The organism is Streptomyces sp. ISL-94 (assembly GCF_018614075.1).
Classification (GTDB): Bacteria; Actinomycetota; Actinomycetes; order Streptomycetales; family Streptomycetaceae; genus Streptomyces.
The window spans coordinates 16614-37262 of sequence record NZ_JAGGOZ010000087.1 but is presented as its reverse complement, the minus strand read 5'-3'; the positions used below and the strand labels follow the sequence as shown (position 1 = coordinate 37262).

Below are 20649 nucleotides of genomic sequence, written 5' to 3'. Positions count from 1 at the left end.
TGAACCTTTCCGGTCACAGCATTAGGCTAGCTAGCTAGCTAGCAGCCGTACAGGGGCTCAGACCGGACGGAGCTGGAGGGCACCCAGGCCGCCGTTCCGGCCGGGGCGGCGGGTGGCGACGGAGCCGTACGGGGTGCGCAGGCGCAGCCAGCCCCCGGAGGCGAGCAGGGCCACCGGGTCGGGTGCACCGGGCGCGGGGGCGCCGGGCGCGGGGGCGCCGGGAGCCGGGGCGGCGGCCGGCACGGTGGACCGCAGGGGACGCAGGAAGCCCAGGGCCTGCGCGGCGTGCACCGCGCGCAGCGGGAGTTCGGTGTCGCCCAGCGTCCGGGACCAGATCTCGCGGCCGATGCGGTCGCGCTCGGAGCGGGTCCGGTGCTGCGGCGGCAGGGCCTCGTCGCGGGCCCGGAACTCGGCGACGGCACCGGCCACGGCCGCCCGTATCGCCTCGGGGCCGGGCAGCCCGGGCAGCTGCTGCCAGCCGCCGCGGGGCGGGAGCACCCCGGTCCAGGGGGGTCCGGTGACCGCCCCGGGCACGGTGGCGCAGGCCGCGGCCTCGTCCACCGATTCCAGGAGCTCGCCGGCGGAGACCGTCAGGTCCAGCGGGGTCGCGGCGGGCGCGGCGAGCCGCACCGTGCGGATGGCCAGCACCTCGAAGGACGGCGGCCGCCCGAAGACGGCGAGCGCGCCGCCGCCGCCCGCCTGCAGGCGGACCGCGGCGGCGCGGTCGTAGTGCACCAGCCGGCCCAGGAAGGCGGCGAGGTCCGCCGCCTCCCCGGAGTCGCCGAAGCGCAGCTGCTCGTTCATGCCGCGAGGTGCCTTTCGGCGGCCTCGGGCTCGTCGAGGTACTTCTCCAGGAAGTGCTTCTCCTCGGCCGTGATGCGGCGGGGCCGCCCCTCGGCGAGGTTGTAGGGCACGACCACGGTCGAGGCGCGCACGTAGACCTTCTCGGGCGCGTCCTCGGTCGCCTCGTCCTTGACCTCGTAGCCGATGGTCAGGGACGCGGCGCCAATGCGGGTCACCCAGGACTCGATGAGCACCGGCTCGTGACGGTGCACGAGGGGCAGCTTGTAGTCGATCTCGTGGCGGGCCACGACGGACCCGCCCGTGAAGGACGCGCTGCCCTCCCCCGGCGCCAGCCGGAACATGAAGTCGATCCTCGCCTCCTCCAGGTAGCGGAGGAAGACCACGTTGTTCACGTGGCCGAAGGAGTCCATGTCCGACCAGCGCAGGGGGCACCGGTAGTGGTGTCTGGCCATGGTGCGGACCTCAGCCTCGGGTGAGCTTCTTGTACGTGGCGCGGTGCGGGCGGGTGGCGTCCGCGCCGAGCCGCTCGATCTTGTTCTTCTCGTACGACTCGAAGTTGCCCTCGAACCAGTACCACTTGGAGTCGCCCTCGTACGCCAGGATGTGCGTGGCGACCCGGTCGAGGAACCAGCGGTCGTGGGAGATGACCACGGCCGCACCCGGGAACTCCAGGAGCGCGTTCTCGAGCGAGGACAGGGTCTCGACGTCGAGGTCGTTGGTGGGCTCGTCGAGGAGCAGCAGGTTGCCGCCCTCCTTGAGCGTGAGCGCCAGGTTGAGGCGGTTGCGCTCACCACCGGACAGGATGCCGGCCGCCTTCTGCTGGTCCGGACCCTTGAAGCCGAAGGCGCTGACGTACGCGCGGGACGGCATCTCGACCTGGCCCACGTTGATGTAGTCCAGCTCGTCCGACACGACCGCCCAGAGGGACTTCTTGGGGTCGATGTTGGCGCGGCTCTGGTCGACGTACGAGATCTTGACGGTCTCGCCGATCTTGACGGAGCCGGAGTCCGGATCCTCCAGGCCCAGGAGCATCTTGAAGAGCGTGGTCTTGCCGGCGCCGTTCGGGCCGATGATGCCGACGATGCCGTTGCGCGGCAGCGTGAAGGACAGGTCGTCGACGAGGACCTTGTCGCCGAACGCCTTGGAGAGGTTGTTGACCTCGACCACGATCGAGCCCAGACGGGGGCCCGGCGGGATCTGGATCTCCTCGAAGTCCAGCTTCCGCATCTTGTCCGCCTCGGCGGCCATCTCCTCGTAGCGCGCGAGACGGGCCTTGGACTTGGTCTGGCGGCCCTTCGCGTTGGAGCGGACCCACTCCAGCTCTTCCTTGAGGCGCTTCTGGCGCTTCTCGTCCTTGCGGCCCTCGACCTTGAGGCGGGTGGCCTTCTTCTCCAGGTAGGTGGAGTAGTTGCCCTCGTACGGGTGGGCGCGGCCGCGGTCGAGCTCGAGGATCCACTCGGCGACGTTGTTCAGGAAGTACCGGTCGTGGGTGACGGCCACGACGGCGCCCTTGTACTGCGAAAGGTGCTGCTCCAGCCAGTTCACCGACTCGGCGTCGAGGTGGTTGGTGGGCTCGTCGAGGAGGAGCAGGTCCGGGGCCTCGATCAGCAGCTTGCAGAGCGCGACGCGGCGCTTCTCGCCACCGGAGAGGTTGGTGACGGGCCAGTCGCCGGGCGGGCAGCCCAGGGCGTCCATGGCCTGCTCCAGCTGGGCGTCGAGGTCCCAGGCGTTGGAGTGGTCCAGGTCTTCCTGGAGCTTGCCCATCTCGTCGAGGAGGGCGTCCGAGTAGTCGGTCGCCATCAGCTCGGCGACCTCGTTGAAGCGGTGCAGCTTCTTCATCGTGTCGGCGGCGCCGTCCTGGACGTTCTCCAGCACGGACTTCGACTCGTCGAGCTTGGGCTCCTGCATGAGGATGCCGACGGTGAAGCCGGGCGACAGGAAGGCGTCGCCGTTGGACGGCTGCTCCAGGCCCGCCATGATCTTCAGCACGGTGGACTTGCCGGCGCCGTTGGGGCCGACCACACCGATCTTCGCGCCGGGCAGGAAGTTCAGGGTGACGTCATCAAGAATCACCTTGTCGCCGTGCGCCTTGCGCGTCTTGCGCATGGTGTAGATGAACTCAGCCAAGAGAAACCGTCCGGCAATCGATGTGTGGGCAGATACACCCCATCTTGCCAGCCGTCCATAGCTACGGGCGAATGGGTAGGTCAGCGGCCCCTGACCAGGGCGGGATCCGGGCTGCTTCCGCCGTCGTGGTCATCGTCGGCTGCCGCCGGTCATCATCGGCGCCCTTCCCGGCCCACAGACGGCCCCGGGCGGCGGGGACCGACCTGGCCGCCTGAGCCCGTGCCGGGAAGTGGTGGCGATCTTGCACAAATACCGCCCGTCGCCGCCGCAGCCCGGGCAGGATGCCGCATGACGTGACTGCCCGATCATTCAGGGGGTTCAGTGGGAAGCGCGCTCATAGGGTTGGCCGCTGCGGTAGTGGGTGTCACAGGCACGCTCATCGCGTCTGTCCTGTCGCAACGCCTTGTGGCCCGCGTTCAGGCAGAACAGTTCGAGCGTCAGCAGCGGGTAGCCGAAGCGCAATGGCGCCGTGAGCAGCAAGTGGACGAACTGGCCCGTCGGCGCGAGGGTTACATGAACGTCAACGCGGCTTTCCGCCGCTATCGGACTCAGCTGATGAACTTCCTGTGGCACGTACACAAAGGTGCAGTCACGCCTGAGGCCCGGGAGGTAGTCGAGGAAGCCCGCCGCGACCACCACTCCGTTCTCGCTGAGGCGCAGATGGTCGCTTCCCCGGCGGTGCTGTCGGAGCTGGATGAGATGACGAGGACGTTGTCGGAAACCTACCGCCGGACCATGTGCCTGGAGGAAGGAAATCCGGATCCGGACGGATCATTCGACGAGATACGAGCAGACTTCGTCCGGCTTTGGGAGCAGTGGGAGACGATGCGCGGTGTCATGCGCGCCGATCTCGGAGTGGGCGACGACACAACAACCCCGCCCGCAACGACCCCTTGAGCCGTGCGCCGTCGCACGTGGACGGCCCGTAGAGGCCCAGGAGATGGGAACGGCCTCCCGCTCTCGGTTACGCCGCAGGCGGGAGGTCGTTTTTCTTGATCGGGTGGCCGGCAACACCCCCACTCACCTGACGCCCATCCGCCGGAAACCCGTAGGGTCAGGCCGCCGCGACGGCCGATGCCGCGGTGGGCTCGCCGTTACCGGGGGGCGGCAGTCGTGGTACTCACCTCCGCGGGCGGTAGACCGTCAGGGCGTCGGGGAGCTCGTCCAGGACCACGGCCGGCGGGGCCTCGGCGTACTCCCCGTCGTACGCGAGCGGGGTGCCCGGCGGGATGTCGCCGATCCGCAGGCTGCGCAGCCGGGTGGCGACGTGGACCGGGGAGCGGCTCAGCGGGCCCGCCAAGGCTGCGGCGAGCATGCGGGGGCCGGGGCGGCCGCCGCCGTGGACGAGCCGGACGTCGAGCAGGCCCTCGCCCAGGCTGTCGCGGCGGCGCGGGGCGGGCCCGGTGCCGTGGTAGGTGCCGTTGCCCGCGAAGAGCAGCCACACGCTCCGGGGCCGCCCGGCCACCCGCAGCCGCACGGGCCGCTGGGCGCGCAGCACCCGCCACGCGGCCAGCAGCGCGGCGGGGCCGGAGCCGATGCGCGGGCTCCAGCGCAGCCGGTGGCCCAACAGCTCCGGGTAGGCGCCGATGCTGAAGTTGTTCAGGAAGTAGCCGTGCCCGCGGGATCCGCCGGACCCGTCCGGCGGCCCTGGGGCGAAGCGGCCGACGCCGACGTGGACGGCGTGCCCGGAGGCCAGGGCCCGGCAGGTGTCCTCGGCTCCGCCGAGGCCGAGGTCCATGGCGAAGTGGTTCAAGGTGCCGCCGGGGAACACCGCCAGCGGCAGCCCGGCCCGCAGCGCGGCCGTGGCGGCCGCGTTCACCGTGCCGTCGCCGCCGCAGACCCCGAGGACGGTGGCCCGGGAAACGGCCTCCTCCAGTGCGGCGGCCAGCTCCGGGCCCCCGCACTCGATCACCTCGGCCCTGGGGAGCCGGGTGCGCAGGACGTCGAGTCCGGCGGCAGCGGCCGTGCCGGATCCGGTGTTGACCACCAGCATGAGCCCGGCCCCGTCGGGCAGCGCGGGCGCCCCGGCGGCGGTCCGCTCGTCGCCCGGCACCACCCTGGCCTCCTGCGCGTCCTGCGCCAGCCGGCGTACGACGTACCCCGCGGCCACGCCCAGCGCCGCGCCCGCGACCACGTCGGAGGGGTAGTGCACCCCGGTGTACACCCGGGAGAACGCGACCGACGCTGCCACCGGGGCCAGGGCGGCACCCCAGCCCGGGGACTCCAGCGCCAGTCCGGCGGTGAAGGCGAAGGCCGACGCCGAGTGCCCCGACGGGAAGGAGGTGGTCTGCGGCTGTGTCGCCAGCTGCCGCACCGCGGGCACCCCGTCGAGCAGCGGCCGCGGGCGGCGTACGGACCACTTCCCGACGGTGTTGATGGTCGCGGAGGCCAGCGCCAGCGAGGCGGCCCCGCGCAGGGCGGCCTTGCGGGCCCGGGCCGACCCGAAGGCGGTGAGCGCCGCGGCGGCCCCTCCCCACAGCACCCCGTGGTTCGCGGCCCGCCCGAGCCGGGGGAGCACCCGGTCGGCCCCGGGCCAGTGCCGCCGGGCCACCGCGTCGAACAACGCGCGGTCCCACCGCACGACCGCGCCCCGCCAGGTCAGTTGCTGATGTTGCTGATCGGCCATTTCCTGCCCCTACCCGGGAGCGGAGGTGCTAGACCGCCCTTTCAGATCTTGCTCCGCCCGCCGGCCGCATCCCCGACCTCACTGGGCAAGACACCTAGGTCTGGTCGTCTTCGTCCAGCGGGCGCTTGCGCAGGAGCAGCACCACCAGGCCGCCCAGGACCACCAGGCCCACCGCCAGCGAGGCGATGACGGGGGTGGCCGCCGAACTGCCGCTGGTCGCCAGGCGCTCCTCGTCCGGGGAGTTCTCGGCCAGGGAGGCGGCCCGGGTGCCCAGCGCGACGGCCCCGGTGCCCGGAGCGGCCTCCCCGACGGTGCCCGCCGGGGCTTGCGGGGGCTGCGGCCAGACCGCCGTGGCCGTGGCGGCGGCCGCGGAGGCGCTGGAGCCGGCCACGATCTGGGCCTGGGCCGGCACCCCGCTGGTGAAGACCCGCCCGACCGGCACCCTGGTCGCGCCCCGCACGGTGACCGAGGCCGTCCCGTCGGGGGTGCCCGCGGGCACCTCGAAGTACAGCCGGCTGCCGTTGACGGCGGTCTCCAGCGACCGCCCCTCGGCGTCCACCACCCGCACCCCCATCGCGACGGCCGCCGCGTCCGGGATGACCGAGACGCTGGGCGCCCCGGTCCGCACGGTGACCGGGCCGAGCCGGGTGCCCACGGCCCCCGACACGCCGCCCGGGTCCAGCCCCAGGGAGGCGGGCGGCTCCGGCAGCTGCCCGGCCTCCCGCTGGAGGTAGCCGGCCAGCTTCTCCGCGGCCGGGTCCGCGGCCTCGACCTGCACCCCGTCCGCCAGCCGCCAGATCGCCACCTGGGTCCCGGCCGCCGCGCTCTCCGCGGTCAGCGTCCCGGCCCCGGCCACCTTGGCGAGCCCGGCCAGGTCGTTCAGCTGCGGATAGGAGTGCTCCAGGATCCAGCGGATCCGGCCGGCCTGCCCGTTGCCGGCCAGCGGGCTGCCGTTCCACCCGCTCTCGGTGTACCGGGCCTGGGGCTGGGCGTTGCCCGCGATGCCGACCCCGTACGTCTGGAGCATCCCCCCGCCGTCGACCCGCATCTCGTAGAGCCCGGCCGGGATCTGCCGGACGGAGCCGTCCCCGGAGTGGAGGACCGCCTGCCCGTAGGTCTTCAGCCCGTCCAGGACGGCGCGCGCGCCCTCCGGAGCCCGGGGCACCGCCGGATCGGAGCCGGCGGCCCGGGCGCCGGGCGCGGTGGCGAGGGCCGCGGCCAGCAGGGCCGCCACCGCCAGCGGGCGGCGCGCGGAGCCCCGTACGGCTCCAGGCGAAGGAACAACCTGGGGAACGGCATGAAAAGCGCGATCAGAGGCGGGATGAGAAGTGGAGGGTGGAGCTGCAGGAGCGGGATCAGGAGCGGAGGATGCGGGAACGGCAATCGACACAGTCTTCCCCTTCGGGCCAAAGACCCAGGTGCCCGTGAGTACCGGGGAATCCTAACCGCCTCGAACACTCAGACCACCGCCGCCTTCTGAGTGGTCATCAGCGGCGTATCCGTCTTGACGACCCGCCGGAACGCCGCCGTACCCCGATTCAGGTCGTGCCCGATGGCGGTCGCCTCGATGTCCGCCGAGAACCACCGGTTGCCCTCCCCGTCGGGCGGGTCCTCCCGCACCCGCAACCGCCCGTGCACCACCAGGGGTTCGCCGACCGATACGGACCCGGCGAGGTTCACGGCGAGGGTGCGCCGCGCCCATACGGTGTAGAAGCTGGTGGACCCGTCGGTCCAGGCCTCCTTGCGCCGGTCGAAGTACCTCGCCGTCACGGCGAAGCGGAACCTCGCCGATGGGCCGTTGACCGTCTCCTTGTAGTCGATCTGCGTCGCCACATATCCCACCAGCGTCACCAGGGTGTCGTTCATCCCGGTCGCCTCCCCCTCGCACCGCACCCGTACGGACCATCCGCACGAGGTACGCACCATGCTGGGGCCGGCCGCCGGATCCCGCTCCGGCCTGTGGATTACCGACGGGTTGTGGACAACTTGCTCCCCCCTGCGGACACCGCCGCGTACTGCTCGCGCACCTCCCGGTAGCGCAGCAGCTCCGCCGCCACCGGCTCCAGCACCCGGGCCCGCCCGCACCCGGCCGCCGCCTGCCGCAGCCGGCGCTCCGCGTCCTGCCCGTACCTGCGCGCCGGTCCCCGGGCCGCGATCGAGCAGGCCCACTCCACCAGCGGCCCGCCGACGATGCCCGCCACCATCAGCAGCACCGGCGGCAGCAGCCTCGGCTCCAGGACCCCGACGATCTGCCCGACCAGCCACAGCCCGCCGTAGATCTGGATCAGCGTCATGGCCGCCTGCGCCAGCACCGCAGCCGGCCACCAGGCAGGCCGCGGCGGCTTGACACTGGGCACCGCGACCGCCACCCCGAGGGTCACCGCCAGCTCGTCCAGCGCCTCCGGGAGCCCTTCGGCCCCGCGCACCGCCGTCTCCCGTACCGCCTGCGCCCATGGCTCGGGCAGACCGGTGACCGCCTCGTCGGCGACCGCCCGTACGGCCTGCTCCACCCGCTGACGCGCGGTCACCTCCTCTTCCACAGGAGGCTCGGCGACCGCGGTGCCCCTCCCGCCGATCACCGCGAGGGCGGCCAGGCCCGCCAGCGTGCGCGGCGCGCGGCGGCTCTCATACCACCGCCACAGCCGCAGCCAGGGCGTGCCGCACGCCTTTCCGGCGTTGCGCCGCCACGCCCGCTCGGCCGCGAGCCCCGCCGCATACGCCCCGACCGCCTCGGCGAGCCTGTCCTCGAATTCGGCGCGCGCCGCCTCCCCGATCTCCGGCCCCGCGTGCCCGTCCGCCACGTACAGCGGCCTCAGGCGTACGGCGGCCTGGTCGACGTCAGCGGAGATCCGCCGGGTCGCGGCGCCCTTCTCCTGGGTGAACTGTGCGAGGAGCTCGCGCAGTTCCCCGACGCCCTCCCCGGTGAGCGCGGACAGCCCGAGCACGGTGGCCCCCGGCTCGCCGTGCTCGCCGAGTGCGATGCCGTCGTCGTCCAGCAGCCGCCGCAGGTCGTCCAGGACGAGGTCGGCGGACTCCCCGGGCAGCCGGTCCACCTGGTTCAGCACGACGAAGGTCACCTCCGCGTGCCCGGCCAGCGGCCGCAGGTATCGCTCGTGCAGGACGGCGTCCGCGTACTTCTCCGGGTCCACCACCCACACCACCGCGTCGACCAGGGCCAGTACGCGGTCCACGTGCTCGCGGTGCGCGCCGACCGCCGAGTCCAGGTCGGGCAGGTCGATGAGGACCATCCCGCGCAGCGCCTCCGCCTCCGGGGTCTCGCGGGGCCGGCGGCGCAGCCGGCCCGGGATCTCCAGGCGGTCCAGCAGTCCGGCCGCCCCGTCCGACCAGCTGCACGCGATGGGTGCCGCGGTGGTCGGGCGGCGCAGACCGGTCTCGGAAATCGCCACTCCGGCGAGTGAGTTGAAGAGGGTGGACTTGCCGCTTCCGGTGGCTCCGGCGATGGCGACGACCGTGTGCTGCGGTGACAGCCCGCGCCGTGCCGCCGCCTCGTCCAGGACCCGGCCCGCTTCGGCGAGGGTCTTGCCGTCGAGGCGGGTCCGGGACAGCCCGACCAGCTGGCGCAGCGCGTCGAGCCGGAAGCGCAGGGCCTGCCCCTCGGGGCTGAGCGGGGGTGCGGTCGCCTTGCCGCCGTCGCTGCCGGCGCCGGAGACGGCCCGTACGAGCGCCTCGTCGTTCTCGTCACCCTCCTCGTCCTCACCGCTCCCGGCCTGCCCGCTGGTGGGCCGGGGGCGCGAGCGCGCGATGAATCCGTCGTCCCAGCGGTCGTCGGCGCGGTCGGTCACGGCGGTCACCGCGTCACCTCTCCTTCTGCAGTACGGACAGCGCCGCAATCAGCTCGGCCTGTGGTTCCGGGGTCACTTCGAGCGCCTCCAGCGGGGCGAGCCGGCGGTCGCGTTCGGCGCGCAGCACCTCGTCGAGGTGTTCGCCGACCAGCTCCCCGCCCCGGTCGCGCAGGCGCAGGGCGGCCTGGGCGCCGATGCGTTCGGCGAGCTTCTCTCCCGCGGGCCGGGCCCGCTTGCCGCCGAGGAGGGCGGCGACGAGCAGGGCCGCGATCCCGTCGGGGTCGGGTGCGGGCTGCCGGTCGGAGCGGGCGACCTCCTCCTCGGCGAGTTCCTCCAGCACGCGCCGCCAGCGCCGTACGGCCATGCCGATGCGCTCGCCCGCCTCGCGGTCGGGTGCGGGCAGGGGTACGGCTGCGGCGGCCGGCTCGCGGCGCCAGGATTCGGCGATCCGCTCGTCGGCGGCCGCGACGGCGCACTGGAGGAGCGCGGCGAGCGACTCGGCGAGGGAGTCGAGGAGTTCGTCGGCGCTGGTGTCGAGGGGGTAGCCGCGCCACCGGGTCAGGGCGTCGCCGGCCAGTACCGCGCCCTGGTCGAGGCGGTTGCGGACCCGCCTGCCCTCCCTCTTGTACGCGTCCTCGACGGCTGCGGTCAGCCGTACGGCGGCGGCGTGCTGGGCGGCGACGGCGGAGGCGAGTTCGGGCATCCGGCGACTGAGGGAGTCCAGCGCGCCGAGGGCGGTCCGCCCGACGGCGTACTGGCGGGCGGCGGGGTCTTGCGCGTGGTGGGCGAGCCAGGCGAAGAGCGGCGCGACGGCGCTGGCCGGGAGCAGCCCGCCGCCGCCGGCCGATTCGGGGAGTTCCGGGACGGTGAAGCGGGGTACGTCGCCCAGCCCGGCCCGGGTGAGCAGGGCCCCGTACTGCCGTGAGACCTCGGCGAGCACCTGGTGCGGGACCCGGTCGAGGACGATGACGAGGGTGGCCTTGTACTGGTTGGCGGTGCGCAGCAGGTGCCAGGGGACGGCGTCGGCGTACCGCGAGGCGGTGGTGACCATGACCCAGACGTCGGCCGCGCAGATGAGTTGGGCGGCGAGTGTCCGGTTCTCGACGACGAGGGAGTCGATGTCGGGGGCGTCGAGGATGGCGAGGCCGCGCGGGAGGGTGGAGACGGTCTCGATCCGCATTTCGCGGGTCGCGTGGCTGAGTCCACTGCCGCGGCCGGTGCCACGGCCGGCGCCGTGGCCGCGCTCGCGGAACCGTGACGCTGCCTCGGAAACCGCCTCCTCCTCCCCGTGCGGCACCCAGACCCGCATGAGGTCGGGCAGCACCCGCATTCCGGCGAACCAGTGATGATCATCCGGATGGCAGACAAGCACCGGGGTGCGCGTCGTGGGACGCAGCACCCCGGCTTCACTGACCTGCCGCCCGACGAGCGAGTTGACGAGGGTGGATTTGCCGGCCCCGGTGGACCCGCCGACGACGGCGAGCATCGGCGCCTCGGGCGCCTTCAGCCGGGGTACGAGGTAGTCGTCGAGCTGCGCGAGCAGCTCGGCTCTGGTCTGGCGGGCGCGCGGAGCGCCGGGCAGGGGCAGCGGCAGACGCACGGACGCGACCCGGTCGCGCAGGGCGGACAGGGCATCGAGCAGCTGAGGCCGAACATCCAAGGTCACCACATGCGAAGAATGCCCAATTTAGGGCCATTTTTGAAGCTTATACGTCCTCTGCGCGCCGACCGCGACTCCAGCGGGACATCGTGGACACAGCGGACTAGTGGGGCGCAGGCATAACGAGTGCACAACACCCAGGGCGCCGCGGCGCAAAAGCGATGCGAGAATCGCACCTGCCTGCGATTATCGGGACCGCTTCACCGAACCTCCACATCGTGGCACGCGAGTGAAGCAACCGGGACAAGGCAACCGGAGCCCTATCCTTGACCCGGCACGGACCGCAGTCCCACCCCCACCAAGGGGCTCCAGGCCACCACGGCCACCTTCCGGCCCCCGTAGCTCAGTGGATAGAGCAGGTGCCTTCTAAGCACTTGGCCGCAGGTTCGAGTCCTGCCGGGGGCACCACTTCCACCCCTCGAAGCCCTCCCTCGGGGGGCTTTTGCACAGGCCCGGCGCAGGTCGGACGCACCTTAGCGAGCGCCCTGTTGCACTGCCGTAAGGGTCGTGACCCTCTACGGAGCACGCCCGGGCGGTCCGGCTACTTGCGGGGCTGGGTGAAGCGGAGCATGTTGCCCGCCGGGTCGCGGAAGGCGCAGTCGCGGACTCCGTACGGCTGGTCGACCGGCTCCTGGAGCACGTCGCCGCCCGCGGCGCGGATGCGCTCGAAGGTGGCGTCGCAGTCATCGGTGCTGAAGATGACGGCGCGCAGGAGGCCCTTCGCCAGGAGTTCGGCCATGGCCTCCTTGTCGGCGGCCGAGGCGTTCGGGTCCGCGAGCGGCGGTTCGAGGACGATGTTCACGTCGGGCTGCGAGGGCGCGCCGACGGTGACCCACCGCATCGACTCGAAGCCGACGTCATTGCGCACCTCCAGACCGAGTACGTCCCGGTAGAAGGCGAGCGCCTTGTCGTGGTCGTCGACGGCGATGAAGCACTGCGAGAGCTTGATGTCCATGCGCTCCACGCTAGGGGCGGGGCGTGGCCTTCGCTTCTCCGTTCCTGACCGGTCGCGTGTGGATCTTCGCGACGCAGGGCGGGATGGGGGCGCTCTCGTCGTGGCTGCGGGCCCGGTATGCGCTCGGGCTCTCGCCGACCAGCTCGGTGAACCGCGAGCTGAAGGACCCCAGCGAGGTACAGCCGACCTCGAAGCAGACCTCCGTCACCGTCAGGTCGCCCCGTCGCAGCAGCGCCTTGGCCCGCTCGATCCGGCGCGTCATGAGGTAGCTGTACGGCGTCTCCCCGTAGGCGGCCCGGAAGCTGCGGGAGAAATGCCCCGCCGACATCAGGGCCGTACGCGCCAGCGCCGGCACGTCCAGCGGCTGCGCGTAGTCGCGGTCCATCCGGTCACGGGCCCGGCGCAGCCGGACGAGGTCCTCCAACGTCACCCGACCACCATCCCACAGCACCGGGAGGCGGGCGCAAGACCCGGTCCCTGGCACCGGGCCTCCCGGCTCTCCTACGCCCCAGGTTGCGGGGAGACCGGGGATGGGGTTGCGTGGAATCAGGTGCGTGCGTGGTCTCCCTGTCCCCGTTCGTCTGGGGGGTGAACCCCTCGTGCAGTTCATTCATCGCGCCGACGCGGGGCGGCGTCTCGCCGAGGCGCTGCGTCACCTGAAGGGGGACAACCCCGTCGTACTGGGTCTGCCGCGCGGGGGAATTCCGGTGGCCTTCGAGGTGGCGCAGGCGCTCGGGGCGCCGCTCGACGTGATCGTGGTCCGCAAGCTCGGCGTCCCCTACCACCGTGAGCTGGGGTTCGGCGCCATCGGCGAGGGTGGCGTACGGGTGATCAGCGAGGACATCGCCCGCCGCAGCGGGGTCGGCGAGGAGGACCTCGCGGCGGTCGAGCGCGCCGAGGAGGCAGTGCTCGCCCGACAGGCCCAGAAGTTCCGCGAGGGCCGCGCGCGGGTGGATCCCGCCGGCCGGACGGTGATCGTGGTCGATGACGGGATCGCGACCGGAGCGACGGCCGCCGCCGCCTGCGAGGTGGTCAGGGCGATGGGCGCGGCCCGCGTGGTGCTGGCCGTGCCGGTGGCGCCGCCGGACGCGGTGGCCCGGCTGCGCACCGCGGCGGACGAGGTGGTCTGCCTGTCCACGCCGCGCGCCTTCTCGGCCGTCGGCGAGTGGTACCAGGACTTTTCCCAGACCCCGGACGAGGAGGTCGTCGATCTGCTGGCGCGGGCCGCCGCCGGGTCCGCTTCCCCTTCCGAGACGGGTGTCGAGACCGAGGTCGAGGTGGAAGCCGGCGGGGTCGCGCTCGCCGGGGATCTCGCCCTGCCCGAGGGCGCCGGCGCGGTGGTGATGTTCGCGCACGGCTCCGGCAGCAGCCGGCGCAGCCCGCGCAACCGCGCGGTGGCGGCCGCCCTGAACCGTGCGGGGCTGGGCACCCTGCTCTTCGACCTGCTCACACCCGCCGAGGAGGGCGACCGGGCCAACGTGTTCGCCATCGAGGTCCTGGCCGGGCGGCTGGCCGACGCCACGCGCTGGCTGCGCAGCCGCGAGTCGCTCCGGGTCGGCTACTTCGGGGCCAGCACCGGCGCCGCGGCCGCGCTGTGGGCAGCCGCGGACGAAGACTCCCGCATCGGCGCGATCGTCTCCCGCGGCGGCCGGCCCGACCTCGCGGCGCCGCGGCTCGCGGGCGTACGGGCGCCCACCCTGCTCATCGTGGGCGGCCGCGACACCCTGGTGGTCGACCTCAACCGGCAGGCGCAGCAGGAGATGCGCCGCTGCGAGAACCGGCTGGAGATCGTCCCGGGCGCCACCCACCTCTTCGAGGAGCCGGGAGCCCTGGACGAGGTCGCCGACCTCGCACGCGACTGGTTCGCCCGCCACCTGTGACCTGAACCGAACCGGCCCCTCCACGTGGTCCGACCTGTAACTCGACGCGTGGCTCCCACGTGCAGCCCTGCCCGCGTCAGGAAATCCCGAACAGCCTGACGGACTGGTAGTACGTCCACGCGGTGCTCTCGCAAGACGCCCTCCGCGCGCCCGAATACGGCGCGCAGACCCTGCGGAGGTCGGCGTGGAAGGCCTCGTCCAGCCGGGATTTGGCGGCCGGAAACAGCCCTGCCCGGTGGTTGCGGTAGCCGAAGTCATGGCGTGCGCAGGCCATCCGGAAGGGGAAGCCGAAGGGGTTGTCGGGGGAGGTGGTGCAGTAGTCGGTCGACCAGTCGAAGCCGTACGCGGCCCAGGCGTCCCGGTGTTCCCGCGCGTCCGCCCAGGCCCGGTAACTGACGGCGTCGGCCTGCGTCCAGCGGCTCAGCACCAGCGGTTTGTCGGCCGGTACCGCGGGGGCCGCCGCGGCGTCGGCGGCCGGAGCGAGGGCGAGTACCGCGGCCGCGGCCGCCGAGGCGAGAGCAGGGACGACACGACGGGCGGCGGGACGTGCGGCGGCGCGACGGCGCATGGCATTCCTCGGGGCCGGAACGGAGTCGGGGAGCGGGGATCCGCCCGGGCGGATCCCCACTGCCCAACTCCCCCGGACGCCGCCGGGTCACTGGGCGTTGACGGACTCCCGCGGCTCCCGCGACTCCCGCGATTCCCGCACCGGGGCCACGCGCTCCTGCCCGGTTGCCGCGAGGTGGCGGCGGCGGCTCGGCAGCATCATGGTCGGGTGGGAGATGCTCCAGGCCGTGGCCGCGCAGATGAACTCCTTGATGCGGGCGCCGGTCCGGCCCGTGATGACGGTCGACGTGACCTGATCGTCGTGGGTCACGCGCTGGACGATTCCATCGCGGCGTCCCAGGCTGACGCACTGGGCGGCGTAGCCGATCTCGGTCTCGGGCACCTTGCGACCGGTCAGGCGCGCGGCGAGGGCGTCGGCGGCCTGCCAGGCCATCGGGGTTGCCGTGGCGCAGGACATCCGCAGCGGTTTGCCGCCCGCTCCTTCGGCGATCGCGGCGTCGCCGACGGCGTACACATCGGGGTGCGACACCGAGCGCATGGTGCCGTCGACGACGATCCGCCCGGTGTCGGACACCTCCAGCGTGGTGGCGGCCGCGATCGGGTGCACGGCGAAGCCCGCGGTCCACACGGTCATCCGGGCCGGGATCTTCCCGCCTGCACCGGTGAGCACGCCGTCCGCTTCGACGCGCGTGATGTCGGCCCGCTCGTGGACCGTGATGCCGAGCCGGTCGAAGACGACGCGCAGGTGGCGCTGGGCCTTGTCACCGAGCCAGTCGCCGACACCGCCGCGTGCGGCAATGGCGACCTTCAGGTCCGGGCGGGCCTCGGCGATCTCGGTGGCCGCCTCGATACCGGTCAGGCCGCCGCCCACGACCAGGACGGTCCCGCCCGGCTCCAACTCACCTAGGCGCGCCCGCAGTCGAAGCGCGGCCTGCTTCCCGGCGACGCCGTGGGCGTACTCGGTGACACCGGGGACGCCGTGGTCGGCGGCGGTGCTCCCGAGGGCGTACACGAGGGTGTCGTAGCCGAGGGTCTCGGCGCCGTGCTCGCCGGTGAGGTCGACGGTCTTGCGCTCCGCGTCGACCGCGGTGGCCCACGCCGCCCGGACCTGCACGCCGGTGCCCGCGTAAACGTCGCGCAGGGGGCGACGCGGCAGATCCTGCCCGCTCGCGAGCTGGTGCAGACGTACCCGCTCGACGAACAAGGGGTCGCCGTTGACCAGGGTGATCTCCACGTCGTCGCGGTGCAGCCGCCTGGCGAGGCGGCCGGCGGCGATGGCTCCGGCGTACCCGGCTCCCAGGACGACAATGCGGTGCTTCATGGCTCGCTCCTATCCGGTGGGACTCACCTCCTGAACCGGACAGCCGAGCGATCCCTGACATGAAACGAATGCGATGTGGGTCACCACATCTCCGCGAGGGGGCGGTGGGGGCCGGTGGCCGCCCACTGGCGCGTGATGCGTTCCAGTTTGTCGGGATTGACCTGGATGTGGACCGCCCCGACGCCGTCGGGGGTCGCGTCCAGGCAGATGACGCCGACCACGCGCTCGCCGACCTCGACCAGCACGGCAGGGCCGCCGTTGACGACGGCGGCATGGAGGGCGGCACTGCCGCCGACCTGGGCTCGCCTGGCATCGGTCCGCCGGAACAGGCCCCGCAGGTACCGCGCGATGCCGAGCGCGCCGATGACCGGCGTCCTGCGGGCCGGAACCCGGTCACCGCCGTCGGCCACGGCGACCGCGTCGCCGGTGAGCAGCCGGATCAGCGGCTCGATGTCGCCGCTGAGGGCCGCGGCGAGGAATTCCTCGACGACCTTCGCCGCGGCGGCCGCGCCGACCTCGGTGCGGGCCCGGTCGGTGGTGACGTGCTGCTTGGCACGCCGGTGGATCTGCTGGCAGTTCGACTCGGTGAGGTCGAGGATCTCCGCGATCTCGCGGTGCGCGTACCCGAACGCCTCGCGCAGCACGTACACCACGCGCTCGTTGGGCGACAGCCGCTCCATGACGGTGAGCACCGCGAGGGAGACCGACTCGCGCTGCTCGGCGGTGTCGGCCGGACCGAGCATCCGGTCTCCGGCCAGGACGGGCTCCGGGAGCCACTGCCCCACGTACGTCTCCCGCCTGGCACGCGCCGAAGTGAGCTGGTTGAGGCAGAGGTTGGTGAGCACTTTCGTCAGCCACGCCTCGGGCGTCACGATCCGTTTCCGGTCCGCCGCATGCCACCGCAGGTACGTGTCCTGCACCGCGTCCTCGGCGTCACCGGCCGACCCCAGGAGGCGGTAGGCGATCGCCTCCAGGCGGCCCCTGGAGCTCTCGAACAGATCGGCCTCGTACGTACGGAGCGACATCCCGCCATGATCGGCCATGTGCGCCGGACGCGTCCACCCGCCCTGTGACCGGCCGGTCCGGTGCGTGACCGGCCGGGGTTCGGCGCGTGCTCGGCAGGTGCGGCACCGCAGGCGGGTGCCGGGCGCGCGACGCTTCGCGGAGATCCGTCCCTTGCTGCCGTGGGAGCGAGCTGACTCTCAGGTATGAGGCCGGGTGATACCTGCGGCAGAGTTGGGATTCGTACTGGGGAGGGACGCGCGATGAGGGTGCCCCGGCCCAGACTTGGGGGCATGAACCGCCGCCGTCCGTTCGTGATCGCCTCCGCCGGTGTGGGCCTGCTCGCCACCGCCGCCTTCGCCCTGCCCAACCTCCCGCCCAACCCGCTGACCGACATGGTCAACGACCGGGTGTTCAAGGAGAAGGGTCAGCGCTTCGCGACCGCCGCCGACGCCCCCGCGCGCGGGGGCGTGCCCTTCGTCCTGCCGGCCTGGATACCCAAGGACGCCACCGACGTCCGCATACGGGTGCGCACCACCGGCGAGTCCAAGCTGATCCGGTTCACGCTGGGGGCGACCCCGCTCGACGGCCCGCAGTGCACAGCGGGGCCGCCGAAGCGGGTCGTCGGCCCGGATCTGGGGGCGAAGTGGTGGCCGCACGACGGCCTGCGCGGCGAGGAGCGGGCCGAGTGCCGGGACTACCACCAGTACCAGGTCGTGGTGCGCGGCAAGCGGGTCTACGCCTGGACCGACGGCACCCCGTCCCCGGGCGCGAGGAGGCAGGACGGCACCCCGGCCGCGCCCGGCTAACCGCGGGCCAGGGCCGTCGCGGTGGCCCGGGCGAAGCCGTCCGGGTTGTCCAGCATGATGTTGTGCCCGCAGCCGGGGAGGGGCCGGTCGCTGTGCCCGTGGCCCAGCAGGTCGACCAGCAGCGAACGCCGCCCCGCCAGCAGCGGATGGACCGCGCTCGCCGCGAAATAGGCGGGCGCACTGGCCCCGAGCCCGTGCACGTACACGCGGGCCGGCTCCTCCCCCGGCAGCTCGACCCAACGGATCCGGTCACCTTCCGCGGTGACGGCGGCACTTCGCACGTTCGATCCCCTCGTCGTCAAGGGCATGAGCGTAGCCAGTACCGCAGGAGTTAGTCTCGGTCAGGTGATCGAGTACGTGAACCAGCTCGGCGGCGGCGCGCCGCGGACCGGAGCGGCCCCCGGGGCCGCGGCCGCGGCGGTGTGGTGCCTGGACACCACGCTGGACGTGGTCGGCGGCCACCCGGTGGACGCGGCCGCGGCCGTGCTGGACGCGGCCGAACGGGAGCGGGCCGGAAAGCTGCTGCGGCCCGCCGACCGGCAGCGGTACCTCGCCTCGCACCTCGGGCTGCGCGTGCTGCTCGGCGGCTACCTGGGTCTGGCTCCGCGGGAGGTCGTCCTGGTCCGGGAGGACTGCCCGTGCTGCGGCGGCCCGCACGGCCGCCCCGCCGTGGCCGGCGGCGGCGTCCACTTCTCCCTCTCGCACAGCGGGAACTCGGCCTACCTGGCCTTCGCCGGGGTGCCGGTGGGCGTCGACGTGGAGGAGATGCCGGGCGCGGCAGCGGTGGCCGACGTACTGCCCCTCCTGCACCCGGCGGAGACCGCCGAACTCGGCGCCCTGTCCGCCCAGGACCGCCGGCCCGCCCTCGCCCGCGTGTGGGCCCGCAAGGAGGCCTGCCTCAAGGCCGTCGGCACCGGCCTCGCCAACGGCCTGACCGACCCGTACGTCGGCTCCGCCCCCACCCCGGCCGCCGTCCCCGGCTGGACCCTGACGGACCTCCCCAGCCCCGCCGGCTACGCGGCGGCCCTGGCCGTCCGCTCCTAGGGTGGGCCCGCCGTACCGGCTCGGGCGGCGCCCGCCACGCCGCGTCACGATCCGCCCCGTCTCCCGTCGTCCCGGCACTATCGTGGCCGCCATGGACATCCGCCGGGCCGTTGCTCCCGCCGAGATCGCAGCCGCCGAGGGCCTCTTCGACGGGCCCGTCCGCGAGGAGTGGTCCGCACGCTTCCTCGCCGATCCGGGGCACCTGATGCTGATCGCCTACGTCGACGGCGTGCCCGCCGGCATGGTCACCGGCGTCGAGATGACCCACCCCGACAAGGGCACCGAGATGTGCCTCTACGAGCTCTCCGTGGACGAGGGCTACCGCCGCCGCGGCATCGGCCGCGCGCTGGCACTGGCACTGGCCTTCGAGGCGGAGGCGCGCGGCTGTTACGGCATGTGGGTGGGGGCCGACACCGACAACGAGGCGGCCCTGGCCACCTACGCCTCCGCCGGCGCCCGCGACGAGGGCCTCTTCGCGATGCGCGGCTGGCCCATCACCCCGCAGCCCGCCCCCTAGGGGTATTGGCGGATCTTGCCGGGCCCGCGGCCCGGCGAGCGTACGATCCGGACGCCCCGGGCCCGGCGGGTTCGCGGGGCCCCCGCGGCCCCCGGCCCCGTAGCCCCCGCGGCGGCGTGTCGTGCGCCCAGTCGGCGCACCCTCCGCGCGCCCGCGCCGCCGTTCGCCGAGCATCGGCCGCATGACCGCACTGACCGCGCTCCTCCCCGCCGCCGCCCTCCTCGCGGCCGCCACCACGGCGGCCGCCCCGCCGCCGCGCCCCGGCGCCACCGACGCCGATCCCCCCGCCGCCCCCTACGTCGTCGTCCTGAAGGACTCCACCTCCCGCGCCCCGACCCGCGCCCTGGCCGCCGAGGCCGCGGACGCCGGCGACGAGGTCCGGGCCGTCTACGACGCCGCCCTGAACGGCTTCGCCGTCCGCACCACCGCCGCCCGTGCCGCCGCCCTGGCCGCCGACCCCCGGGTGGCCTCCGTGGAGCCGGACACGCCGTTCCGCATCGCCGACACGCAGCCCCAGGCACCCTGGCCGCTGGACCGGATCGACCAGCGCGAGCTCCCGCTCGACGGCTCGTACACGTACGGCGCGAAGGCCGAGGGCGTCACCGTCTACGTCCTGGACACCGGGATCAACCTGCGCCACCGGGAGTTCGGCGGCCGCGCCCGCACCGGCTACAACGCCGTGTGGCCGGGCACCTCCGGCGACTGCAACGGCCACGGCACGCACGTCGCGGCGACCGTGGGCGGGCGGACGTACGGGGTCGCGAAGGGGGTCTCCCTCGTCGCCGTGAAGGTGGCCGACTGCCGCGGTGACGGGGCCCTGTCGGACATGGTCGGCGGCCTCGACTGGATGGTGAAGGACGCCGCCAAGGCCCCCGGAACCCCTGCCGTGGCGAACATGAGCATGGGCGGCAGCCGCAGCCGCGCCCTCGAAGCGGCGGTGGCCCGGGCCGTCGCCGCCGGGATCACCGTCACCGTGGCCGCCGGCAACGACGGCAAGGACGCCTGCACCGTCTCCCCGGCCGTCGTACCCCAGGCCCTCACGGTCGCCGCGACCGATGCCGAAGACCGCCGGGCACCGTTCTCCAACCACGGCCGCTGCGTGGACCTCTCGGCTCCCGGCGTGGGCGTCGTCTCGGCCTGGAAGGGCTCGCGCACCGCCCTCGCCCGGTCCTCCGGCACCTCCATGGCCTCCCCGCACGTGGCCGGCGTCGCCGCGCTCATCCTGGCGGGCGGCACGGCGAAGACCCCGGCCCAGGTGTCGGAGGCGCTGGTACGGAGCTCGGTACGCGGCCGGATCACCACGCTCCCGGCCGGCACGCCCAACCTCCTGCTGCACCTCCCCACCGACCGCTGAGCCCGGTTCACCAACCAGTCGGTATCCGATGGGCCATCGAACCATCCCTGATGGCCCATCAATTTCTGTGTGCTTCGGGCAAAAACAAGTCATTGACTTCTCATCACGGCGAAGCGTCAATGTCGGCCACCGCACCGGCTCGACCTCCCCCACACAGCGGGTGGGGGGAGGGATTCGTCA

At 73.4% G+C, this 20649-nt stretch carries 19 protein-coding genes, 1 tRNA gene and 1 pseudogene; 7 read left to right on the top strand and 14 right to left on the bottom strand.

Going from position 1 to position 20649, the window contains the following annotated elements; genetic code table 11:
* Positions 1 to 57 precede the first annotated feature (57 nt).
* From J7E94_RS25800 to ettA, 3 genes are read right to left on the bottom strand one after another with little or no spacing between them, the layout of a single operon-like run.
* A complete protein-coding gene (locus tag J7E94_RS25800) occupies positions 58 to 804 on the bottom strand; it encodes a hypothetical protein (RefSeq protein WP_215019187.1) in 747 nt (248 codons plus the stop codon).
* A complete protein-coding gene (locus tag J7E94_RS25795; protein ID WP_215019186.1) occupies positions 801 to 1256 on the bottom strand; it encodes a thioesterase family protein in 456 nt (151 codons plus the stop codon). Before J7E94_RS25795 ends, J7E94_RS25800 begins: the two co-directional genes overlap by 4 nt.
* 10 nt (positions 1257 to 1266) lie before the next feature.
* On the bottom strand, positions 1267 to 2931 hold the full coding sequence (ettA, locus tag J7E94_RS25790; protein ID WP_215019185.1) for an energy-dependent translational throttle protein EttA: 1665 nt from the start codon (positions 2929 to 2931) through the stop codon (positions 1267 to 1269).
* A gap of 357 nt (positions 2932 to 3288) precedes the next feature.
* On the opposite strand from ettA, the gene J7E94_RS25785 reads away from it, so the two are divergent.
* Positions 3289 to 3828 carry a hypothetical protein gene (locus J7E94_RS25785; RefSeq protein ID WP_215019184.1) on the top strand — a complete coding sequence of 180 codons (540 nt, stop codon included), beginning with the start codon at positions 3289 to 3291 and terminating at the stop codon, positions 3826 to 3828.
* A gap of 223 nt (positions 3829 to 4051) precedes the next feature.
* On the opposite strand, the gene J7E94_RS25780 is transcribed toward J7E94_RS25785, so the two are convergent.
* From J7E94_RS25780 to J7E94_RS25760, 5 genes are all read right to left on the bottom strand, one after another.
* A complete protein-coding gene (locus J7E94_RS25780) occupies positions 4052 to 5557 on the bottom strand; it encodes a bifunctional phosphatase PAP2/diacylglycerol kinase family protein (protein ID WP_215019183.1) in 1506 nt (501 codons plus the stop codon).
* Positions 5558 to 5651: 94 nt separating this feature from the next.
* Complete coding sequence (locus J7E94_RS25775; RefSeq protein ID WP_308345456.1) at positions 5652 to 6791, bottom strand: thioester domain-containing protein; 1140 nt, start codon at positions 6789 to 6791, stop codon at positions 5652 to 5654.
* A gap of 224 nt (positions 6792 to 7015) precedes the next feature.
* Positions 7016 to 7423 carry a single-stranded DNA-binding protein gene (locus J7E94_RS25770; protein ID WP_215019181.1) on the bottom strand — a complete coding sequence of 136 codons (408 nt, stop codon included), beginning with the start codon at positions 7421 to 7423 and terminating at the stop codon, positions 7016 to 7018.
* Between the two features lie 98 nt (positions 7424 to 7521).
* Entirely contained in the window at positions 7522 to 9369 is a 1848-nt protein-coding gene (locus J7E94_RS25765) for a GTPase (RefSeq protein WP_215019180.1), read from the bottom strand.
* Positions 9370 to 9373: 4 nt separating this feature from the next.
* A complete protein-coding gene (locus tag J7E94_RS25760; RefSeq protein WP_215019179.1) occupies positions 9374 to 11020 on the bottom strand; it encodes a dynamin family protein in 1647 nt (548 codons plus the stop codon).
* Positions 11021 to 11352: 332 nt separating this feature from the next.
* Here J7E94_RS25760 and J7E94_RS25755 point away from each other — a divergent pair.
* A tRNA-Arg gene (locus tag J7E94_RS25755) sits at positions 11353 to 11428 on the top strand.
* Positions 11429 to 11561: 133 nt separating this feature from the next.
* On the opposite strand, the gene J7E94_RS25750 is transcribed toward J7E94_RS25755, so the two are convergent.
* Both J7E94_RS25750 and J7E94_RS25745 read right to left on the bottom strand, forming a co-directional pair.
* Positions 11562 to 11975, bottom strand: coding sequence for a VOC family protein (locus tag J7E94_RS25750; RefSeq protein WP_215019178.1), 414 nt, complete (start codon positions 11973 to 11975; stop codon positions 11562 to 11564).
* 10 nt (positions 11976 to 11985) lie between these two features.
* Positions 11986 to 12405, bottom strand: coding sequence for a helix-turn-helix transcriptional regulator (locus J7E94_RS25745; protein WP_215019177.1), 420 nt, complete (start codon positions 12403 to 12405; stop codon positions 11986 to 11988).
* 169 nt (positions 12406 to 12574) lie between these two features.
* Between J7E94_RS25745 and J7E94_RS25740 the strand changes: the two genes are divergently transcribed.
* A complete protein-coding gene (locus J7E94_RS25740; RefSeq protein WP_215019176.1) occupies positions 12575 to 13855 on the top strand; it encodes a phosphoribosyltransferase family protein in 1281 nt (426 codons plus the stop codon).
* 76 nt (positions 13856 to 13931) lie between these two features.
* On the opposite strand, the gene J7E94_RS25735 is transcribed toward J7E94_RS25740, so the two are convergent.
* From J7E94_RS25735 to sigJ, 3 genes are all read right to left on the bottom strand, one after another.
* Positions 13932 to 14423 (bottom strand): phospholipase, encoded by a 492-nt coding sequence (locus tag J7E94_RS25735; protein WP_215019175.1) that lies wholly within the window; start codon positions 14421 to 14423, stop codon positions 13932 to 13934.
* Positions 14424 to 14510: 87 nt separating this feature from the next.
* Positions 14511 to 15743 (bottom strand): NAD(P)/FAD-dependent oxidoreductase, encoded by a 1233-nt coding sequence (locus J7E94_RS25730; protein WP_215019174.1) that lies wholly within the window; start codon positions 15741 to 15743, stop codon positions 14511 to 14513.
* 80 nt (positions 15744 to 15823) lie between these two features.
* Positions 15824 to 16768, bottom strand: a complete 945-nt coding sequence (sigJ, locus tag J7E94_RS25725; protein ID WP_251057223.1) for an RNA polymerase sigma factor SigJ — start codon at positions 16766 to 16768, stop codon at positions 15824 to 15826.
* A 270-nt stretch (positions 16769 to 17038) separates the two neighbouring features.
* On the opposite strand from sigJ, the gene J7E94_RS25720 reads away from it, so the two are divergent.
* Positions 17039 to 17554, top strand: coding sequence for a hypothetical protein (locus tag J7E94_RS25720; protein ID WP_215019172.1), 516 nt, complete (start codon positions 17039 to 17041; stop codon positions 17552 to 17554).
* Positions 17555 to 17634: 80 nt separating this feature from the next.
* Here J7E94_RS25720 and J7E94_RS25715 read toward each other — a convergent pair.
* Positions 17635 to 17835 (bottom strand): annotated as a pseudogene (locus J7E94_RS25715) (alpha/beta hydrolase); the annotation flags it as partial.
* Between the two features lie 64 nt (positions 17836 to 17899).
* On the opposite strand from J7E94_RS25715, the gene J7E94_RS25710 reads away from it, so the two are divergent.
* From J7E94_RS25710 to J7E94_RS25700, 3 genes are all read left to right on the top strand, one after another.
* Entirely contained in the window at positions 17900 to 18598 is a 699-nt protein-coding gene (locus J7E94_RS25710; RefSeq protein ID WP_308345455.1) for a 4'-phosphopantetheinyl transferase superfamily protein, read from the top strand.
* A 91-nt stretch (positions 18599 to 18689) separates the two neighbouring features.
* Positions 18690 to 19115 (top strand): GNAT family N-acetyltransferase, encoded by a 426-nt coding sequence (locus tag J7E94_RS25705; RefSeq protein WP_215019171.1) that lies wholly within the window; start codon positions 18690 to 18692, stop codon positions 19113 to 19115.
* 181 nt (positions 19116 to 19296) lie between these two features.
* Positions 19297 to 20469, top strand: a complete 1173-nt coding sequence (locus J7E94_RS25700) for a S8 family peptidase (protein WP_285440827.1) — start codon at positions 19297 to 19299, stop codon at positions 20467 to 20469.
* The last annotated feature ends 180 nt before the right edge of the window (positions 20470 to 20649 follow it).

Coding starts and splice junctions, on each gene's coding strand:
- J7E94_RS25800 (WP_215019187.1), bottom strand. CDS start 804: ATGAACGAGCAGCTGCGCTTCGGCGACTCCGGGGAGGCGGCGGACCTC.
- J7E94_RS25795 (WP_215019186.1), bottom strand. CDS start 1,256: ATGGCCAGACACCACTACCGGTGCCCCCTGCGCTGGTCGGACATGGAC.
- J7E94_RS25780 (WP_215019183.1), bottom strand. CDS start 5,557: ATGGCCGATCAGCAACATCAGCAACTGACCTGGCGGGGCGCGGTCGTG.
- J7E94_RS25770 (WP_215019181.1), bottom strand. CDS start 7,423: ATGAACGACACCCTGGTGACGCTGGTGGGATATGTGGCGACGCAGATC.
- J7E94_RS25750 (WP_215019178.1), bottom strand. CDS start 11,975: ATGGACATCAAGCTCTCGCAGTGCTTCATCGCCGTCGACGACCACGAC.
- J7E94_RS25735 (WP_215019175.1), bottom strand. CDS start 14,423: ATGCGCCGTCGCGCCGCCGCACGTCCCGCCGCCCGTCGTGTCGTCCCT.
- J7E94_RS25730 (WP_215019174.1), bottom strand. CDS start 15,743: ATGAAGCACCGCATTGTCGTCCTGGGAGCCGGGTACGCCGGAGCCATC.
- sigJ (WP_251057223.1), bottom strand. CDS start 16,768: ATGTCGCTCCGTACGTACGAGGCCGATCTGTTCGAGAGCTCCAGGGGC.
- J7E94_RS25720 (WP_215019172.1), top strand. CDS start 17,039: ATGAACCGCCGCCGTCCGTTCGTGATCGCCTCCGCCGGTGTGGGCCTG.
- J7E94_RS25705 (WP_215019171.1), top strand. CDS start 18,690: ATGGACATCCGCCGGGCCGTTGCTCCCGCCGAGATCGCAGCCGCCGAG.
- J7E94_RS25700 (WP_285440827.1), top strand. CDS start 19,297: ATGACCGCACTGACCGCGCTCCTCCCCGCCGCCGCCCTCCTCGCGGCC.